Annotated in this window: 2 protein-coding genes and 2 pseudogenes; 3 read left to right on the top strand and 1 reads right to left on the bottom strand. The window is 45.6% G+C overall.

From position 1 onward, the window contains the following. Positions 1 to 301: 301 nt before the first annotated feature. Complete coding sequence (locus JGK16_RS31555; protein ID WP_293193833.1) at positions 302 to 1,747, bottom strand: ATP-binding protein; 1,446 nt, start codon at positions 1,745 to 1,747, stop codon at positions 302 to 304. 268 nt (positions 1,748 to 2,015) lie between these two features. On the opposite strand from JGK16_RS31555, the pseudogene JGK16_RS31550 reads away from it, so the two are divergent. The 3 genes and pseudogenes from JGK16_RS31550 to JGK16_RS31540 all read left to right on the top strand — a co-directional run. Next, a pseudogene (locus tag JGK16_RS31550) lies at positions 2,016 to 3,236 on the top strand (transposase). Between the two features lie 139 nt (positions 3,237 to 3,375). After that, positions 3,376 to 6,414: a GAF domain-containing protein gene (locus tag JGK16_RS31545; protein WP_293193834.1), complete on the top strand. Its 3,039-nt coding sequence runs from the start codon at positions 3,376 to 3,378 to the stop codon at positions 6,412 to 6,414. A gap of 494 nt (positions 6,415 to 6,908) precedes the next feature. Beyond that, a pseudogene (locus JGK16_RS31540) lies at positions 6,909 to 7,208 on the top strand (IS1 family transposase); the annotation flags it as partial.

The raw sequence follows: 7,208 nt of genomic DNA, 5'->3' as shown, positions 1-7,208 counted from the left end.
CTCGACATGAGTAAATGTATTGTGCTTTGTATTATATACGAGTTCCTGCGAGCGTCAACATGGCAGGTAAAAAATTATAATCAGTCCAAATGCAGATTTATCTGACGCAAGACGCCCGCATCTGTAATCCAATGGCACGGGGGCAAAAACAAATTGAACTACGGGCAAATAGTCTCGCGCGGCCACAATTTGCTCAAAAAGCTACCCAAATAGTCAAGGATGGGTAGCTTTGTCCATAAATTAAGTTACAGTTCCTAACCCATTATCTGAGCCTAAACACCGACATATTTGCAATCGAAACTTACGTCGGTAAAACGATCGTAAACTCACTACCTTTACCCAACTTCGATCGCACCGAGATACTCCCACCCATCCCTTCTACCAACGTTTTGACGATCGCCAAACCCAATCCATGTCCGTCACTAGCTACTTGAATCCCAGCCTGTGGCAAGCGAGTCCGCGCTTCATCTACCCGATAAAAACGTTCAAAAATCCGACTTTGATCCTGAAGCGGAATCCCCACCCCCCGATCGCGTACCCGAATCATTGCCTGTCCGTCAAAACGATCGATACTCAAGATAATCGGTTGCTCTGCTGCTGAATACTTCACCGCATTATCGATTAAATTGATTAATACCTGTTGAAGCCTGTCTCGATCGGCAATTGCTTCGATACTGGCTGTCGCCTCGACACGGATCGTTCGATCGCTATATTTCTCCGTCATATGGGCGATTTCTGCTACCACATCATTGAGTGACAAACGTTCGAGATGGTAGTGTGCATATCCACTATCGGCTCGCGCTAAGTTCAACAAATCCTGAAGCAGTTGCACCGTGCGCTCGGCTTCTGATGCCGCTGTAGAGAGGGCTTCTTGCTGGTAATCGTTTAAATTGGTACTGCGGCGGAGGACGCTTTGCAAATAACCCACTACCACCGTTAACGGTGTGCGTAACTCATGGGAGACATTGCCGACGAACTGACGCTGATTTTCCAAAGCATCCGCCAGCCGTGCCAGCATCATATTAAAAGTTTGAGCCAATTCCTTGACTTCACTCGGAGCCTGAGTGAGTTGCAACTGGGCTTTGTTCAAATCTGCTGCCGAAATCGCCCCAGCAATCTGGCTTATTTCTTGCAACGGTTGAAGCGATTGGCGAATGCGCAAGGCGATCGCAAAGATGGTGGCGATGGTTGCCAAACAGCAGACGGCAGCTAGCCCCTGGATGGCGGCAATGAGTTGGTTTTGTTCTGATGTGACATCCTGTGCCATATAGACCTTGCCCAGGGGATTGTTCCGCGCTGTGACTGCCCCCCGATACAAAATTAGATAGCGATCGCCCACTGGGTACACCTGGGGTTTGAGCGGCATATCGGCGATCGACATCACTTCATCGCTCACTTGACTCGATTGCGCCAGAAGCTGCTTACCATCGGTACTTTTGACCCAAATTGCCAATCCGGGCACCGAGACATTATCGATCGTTTTTTGCAGCCCCGTGGCAACTGGCAACATCTCGCTATAGAGTTCGACATCGCGGGGAAACCGAGTAGCAATATACTCCACTTGCTGAGTATGTGTGGTAATCAAAAGCTGCTGCATTTTCCAGCTCGTCCACACCGCGACGCTGCTCAAGCCCAGAATTGACAGCAGCGAGATTTCTACGGTGAGCCGAAATTGCAACGATGCCGGATCGAAATGTTGCTGCTTGATTTTCTGGAGCTTCGCTCTAAATCTATCGATCGGTTGCATTGGAAAACCTTGTGGTGCAGTATTTTCAACCGAAATTGAGTGTCACTATTCTTATTTTATCATTATTGCGCTGACATCCTAGCCATAAATGATTTTGATCTAAACATTAGCTGAGAAATTCAAGAAATTATCCTACCAATTACTTATCATTTTCTCATGAGAAACTCTGTTTACCAGAAAAATGGGTTTAAAGCCCCGTCCTTTGAGGACGGCTTTACAAAGTGTCTTGACGGATTGTAAAAGGAATGTATAATGCAGCAAGGAGGTGATGCAACTGTTTAATCTGGCGTATGAGTTTAAGCTAAAACCAACAACGTCACAAGTTCCCATCTTTGAGGATTGGTTGGAGCAATGTCGCCGTGTCTACAACTATGCTTTGAGAGAGCGTAAAGACTGGTACAAATCTCGCAGTTGTCGGATTGACGCTTGTTCCCTTCACTCGGAATACATTATTCCAGCGGATACACCCAGACCGACCTATTCAAGCCAATGTAAAGCGCTAACTGCGTATCGAAAAAGCAGCCACCAACTAAAGCAAGTTCAATCGCAGGTGCTGCAACAAACTTTACGTCTCTTAGAAAAAGCGTTTGTCAGTATGTGGGAACAAGGACACGGATTTCCCCGCTATAAAAAAGTCGGGGCTATGCGTTCCTTCGTGTTCCCGCAGATGGGTGTTGGGGCGATTGAAAACTCAACGGTAAAATTGCCTGTTATAGGCAGTGTTAAATTTCGTCAATCTCGCCCCATTCCAAGCGGTGCAACAGTCAAACAAGCTAGAATCGTCAGACGAGCTTCTGGCTGGTTTGTAATGCTAACCTTGCAATGGGATGTCAGTGTACCGCAGGCAATGCCCCACGGTTCATTCCTTGGAATTGATGTCGGAATTCTTCACTTTCTAGCAACTTCTAGCGGGAAAACCTACCCAAATCCACGACCTTTTAAGACGCTCCAACGCAAGCTTAAATTGCTGCAATAGCGAGTATCAAGAAAAGTAAAAGGGTCAAAAAACCGAAAAAAAGCGCAAGTAAAAGTGAGTAATCTGCATGAAAAAATTGCGAGTATCCGCAAGGATTATTATTGGAAGTTAGCTCATGAGTTGTGCGACAGTGCAGGTTCAATGTTTGTTGAGAATTTAAACTTGGTAGGATTGGCTCGCGGTATTCTCGGCAAACATTGTTTAGATGCGGGATGGGGGCAGTTCTTCCAGATTCTTGAACAATGCTGCTTGAAGCGCGGGGTATTTTTTCTCAAGGTAGATGCTAGAAAAACCAGCCAGATTTGCCCGAATTGCCTCACAGAAACCGACAAGAAAGAACTGTCCGAGCGAGTTCATTCATGCGGACATTGCGGATATCAAACAGATAGAGATGTCGCAGCAGCACAAGTAGTCTTAATTAGAGGACTTGCAGCCGTAGGACATACGGTCAAGATGCTTTCCGAGGGTAAAGCGGTTGCGCTCCCGGTGACGAAAGAATCCCCGTCCTTATAGGACGGGGAGTGTCAATGGGTGTATTTTTGAGTCAGGTAGGCATTAAACGGCAAGCCAATTGTCGGCAACGAGTCGGTGCTGTCGATCTCGAACAATCGATCGAATCCAAAATGGGATTCAAAGGAATTTAGCAAGCACCATGATTGACTTTCCTGGCTACCAAGCGATTGAGAAATTCTACGAAAGCTCTAGATCGGTGCTGTACCGAGCGCGACGCTGTACGGATCTCGTGCCTGTCATCCTCAAAATATCGAATCGAGAATCTCAGTCACCCCAAGAGATCGATCGATTCCAGTTGGAATACGATATTTTGCGAAGCTTAAATATTCAAGGTGTAGTTACAGCTTACGCTCTAGAAACTTATCCAGAAAATTCTGTCATCGTCCTCGAAGATTTCGGTGGAAAATCTCTTCCAATGTGGCTGGTCGAGCGAACATTTAACCTAGTAGGATTTCTGAATTTAGCAATTAGGCTAACATCAATCTTAGGAGAAATTCATCAGCACAACATCATCCACAAGGATATTAATCCATCTAATATCGTCTTCAATCCCACCACGGGACAGGTGAAGATAGTTGATTTTGGACTCGCTACCATACTATCGCCAGAAAATCCCCTAGTTCGCGATCCCAATTTGCTCGAAGGCACTCTTGCGTATATTTCCCCAGAGCAGACAGGGCGAATGAATCGATCGATCGATTATCGAACTGACTTCTATTCATTAGGTGTGACATTTTATGAATTATTAAGCTATCGACTGCCATTTGAAACGACGGATGCGTTAGAACTCGTCCACTGTCATCTTGCCAGAGAGCCACTCCCACTCCATCAAATCGATCCAGCAATTCCCCTGCCACTGTCCGATTTAGTGATGAAGTTGATGGCAAAAAATGCCGTAGATCGCTATCAAACTACCGATGCTATTTTGGTGGATTTGCAAGCGTGTGTGGATCGAATCGATCGAACTAGCAGTATAGCAGAAAAAGTTACCGAACTCGACAAAACCTCAACTATTACTAAGAATCACCTTGCTTCTACCAGTAACACTACCGGATCGGCAGCACTCGATCTAGCAGCACTAATGAAAGCATCTCAAGCACTTGCTGGCGAAATTGTGCTAGATAAATTGTTAGCAAAATTGATGACAATCGCGATCGAAAACTCTGGCGCACAGCGCGGCTGTTTGCTCTTGCAAAGTAATGGCGAACTAGAAATTGCCGCAATTGTCGAACCCCAAAACGTATCGATTTTACCAGCGATTTCCCTCGATAGTGAAGCTGGTAAAAATTTAGTTTCGCTGGCGATAGTCAATTATGTTGCAAGCACTCAGGAAAGCATCGTCCTCAATCGAGCCGTAACAGACTCTAGATTCGATCGAGATGCCTATATTCGCGCTCGTCAGCCGAAATCAATCCTTTGTACCCCACTGATTTACCAGGGTAAACGTGCGGGTATTTTATATCTAGAAAATAATTTAACGACAGATATTTTTACCCCCCAACGATTAGAAGTTATCCAGTTTCTGTCTACTCAAGCAGCAATTTCTCTCGATAATGCCCAACTCTATAACCAACTAGAATTGCGCGTACAGCAACGCACGATCGAATTGACACAAACGAACGACAGACTTCAATCCGAAATCTTAGAACGCCAAAAATCCGAGCAAATCCTCAGATCGATCGTTGAAGGTACCGTTTCCGCAACTGGTGTAGACTTCTTTCGATCGCTTGTCCGTTCCCTCGCCCAAGCTCTCGATGTCCGCTATGCCTTTATCAGCGAGTGTATGGATGCGCCACCTACTCGCGTGCGGAGTTTTGCCTTTTGGCAGGGAAATGAATTTGGCAACGAGTTCGAGTACGATCTGCACGGTACGCCCTGCGAGCGGATTATTGGTAGTAATAGCTATCAGTGTTTCCCCGCCCAGATCCAGAGCTTATTTCCTGAAGAAAAGGATGAATTGGAGGCAATGGAAGCACAGAGTTATGCTGGCATTCCATTATTGACTTCGATGGGCGATCTGTTGGGACATTTGGCGGTACTAGATGACAAGGAGATGGAATCTAACGAGCGCACGCAGGCAATTCTAGAGATTTTTGCAGCACGGGCGGCAGCGGAGATGGAACGTCTGCAAGTAGAAGATGCCCTGCGAGTTTCGGAAACCAAGTTCTCGACAGCGTTTCGCTCCTCTCCAGATGCGATCGCCATTAGCACCCTCAACGATGGTTGCTACATCGAAATCAATGATAGTTGCTTGCGGATGCTGGGATATCACCGCGAGGAAATGCTCGGACGCAGTACCCTGGAACTGGGGGTGTGGGCAAATCCAGCCGATCGAATCGCGATCGCCCAACAGTTGCAGCAACAAGGTACCGTCAGCAATCTAGAGATCTCGTTTCGCCGTAAATCGGGGGAGATTTTCCCGACGTTGTTTTCTGCCGAGGCGATCTACTTGGAGGACGAACCATGCTTATTAGCGGTAGCGGCTGATATTACTCTACTTAAACAAGCCGAAAAAGCGTTAGCTAGACTAGCCGAAATTGGCGAACTAGCCGCCACGATCGTCCATGAGGTACGAAATCCTCTCACTACGATTTTGATGGGCTTAAATGCCTTTAAAAAACTCCAACTCTCCGAGCGATTTCAAGAGTATCTAGCTCTCTCATTAGACGAAGCCGATCGACTGCAACGCTTATTGAGCCAGATTTTACTCTATTCCAAACCCCAGACACTCGATCGATCTCGACTGGAACTAAATAGCTTCATCTTAGAAACGTTAAGTACCTTACAAACTATCCCTGCGGCTTTGGGAAAACAGCTTGAATTTATCCCGATCGAACCGATTTATGTGTTGGTCGATCGAGATAAATTCAAGCAAGTAATCATTAATTTGATCGTTAATGCCTGCGAAGCAATAGATATCGGCGATGTTATTACCACTAAGCTCGATCGAACCGAACATCACCGCGTTTGTCTGCAAATTCATAATGGTACGCCAATTCCTGCCGATATTTTGCCACGATTGACACAGCCTTTTTTTACAACCAAAGCCAGTGGCACGGGATTGGGTTTGGCGATCGTCAAACGGATTGTGGAAGCTCACGATGGGGAGTTTAGGATTGAGTCGGGGGAGGAAATTGGATCGATCGTCACAGTGAAATTGCCAACTATGTTGTCTTAGAAATACCTCGAATACTATAGAACCCATTTGAGATCTTTGCTGGCGATCGGAGATCGTCAGCTAGAGACGTTTACACGGTTACAGTGACACTCCAGCCAAAGAAGATCGATCTTAATTTTATCTAACGGTTCGGTTCAGCGGCAACCAACTAACTTGAACGATAGACAAAAAAGTTTCGCTCGCCGCTGCAACCGAATTGTTATACAGATTTACCAGCATTTAATTCAAGTACAACCATCGCTATAACTTCCTAGCAGTTATACTGTAAGTCATTGGTATTTTAAATTTTTCCTGGGCGATGAGGTTTGGAAAAGCATTCCAATATTCATCTGAGTGTTCGCCAAGATACTCTATCATCAAACCCGCCTTCACGGTAGTGCCCTGAAGGAAAGGATCAGAGTAAGTTATAATTAGAAATAAGTGTTTGCCATTGCATGATCTGACATTAAAAATTCATTGTTGCCCTAATTGTGGTTCAGAAGAAGTTAGTCGAAATGGTCAAACTCGGCATCATAAACTTTCATTATAAATGCCGAGAATGTGGTCGTCAATTTGTTTTAAATCCAGCAGGTCAGCCTATTACAGAAGAACAAAAAGAATTAATGTCACGGATGCTACTTGAACGTATTTCTCAGGCAGGAATTGCTCGGGTACTTCAAGTGTCAGAAGATACAGTGCAGCGATACGTTAATAGCCAAGCGGCTGCTGTTAAGAAGCAAGTGGAAGTGACTCCCAAAGAAAAAAAGCGCTTGAATGTTCAGATGGATGAGTTATGGTCATTCGTTGATAGTAAA

This window comes from Microcoleus sp. PH2017_09_SFU_O_A, assembly GCF_020738625.1.
Classification (GTDB): Bacteria; Cyanobacteriota; Cyanobacteriia; order Cyanobacteriales; family Microcoleaceae; genus Microcoleus.
The sequence above is the reverse complement of the archived record's forward strand: the minus strand, read 5'-3'. Positions and strand labels throughout refer to the sequence as shown.

Coding starts and splice junctions, on each gene's coding strand:
- JGK16_RS31555 (WP_293193833.1), bottom strand. CDS start 1,747: ATGCAACCGATCGATAGATTTAGAGCGAAGCTCCAGAAAATCAAGCAG.
- JGK16_RS31545 (WP_293193834.1), top strand. CDS start 3,376: ATGATTGACTTTCCTGGCTACCAAGCGATTGAGAAATTCTACGAAAGC.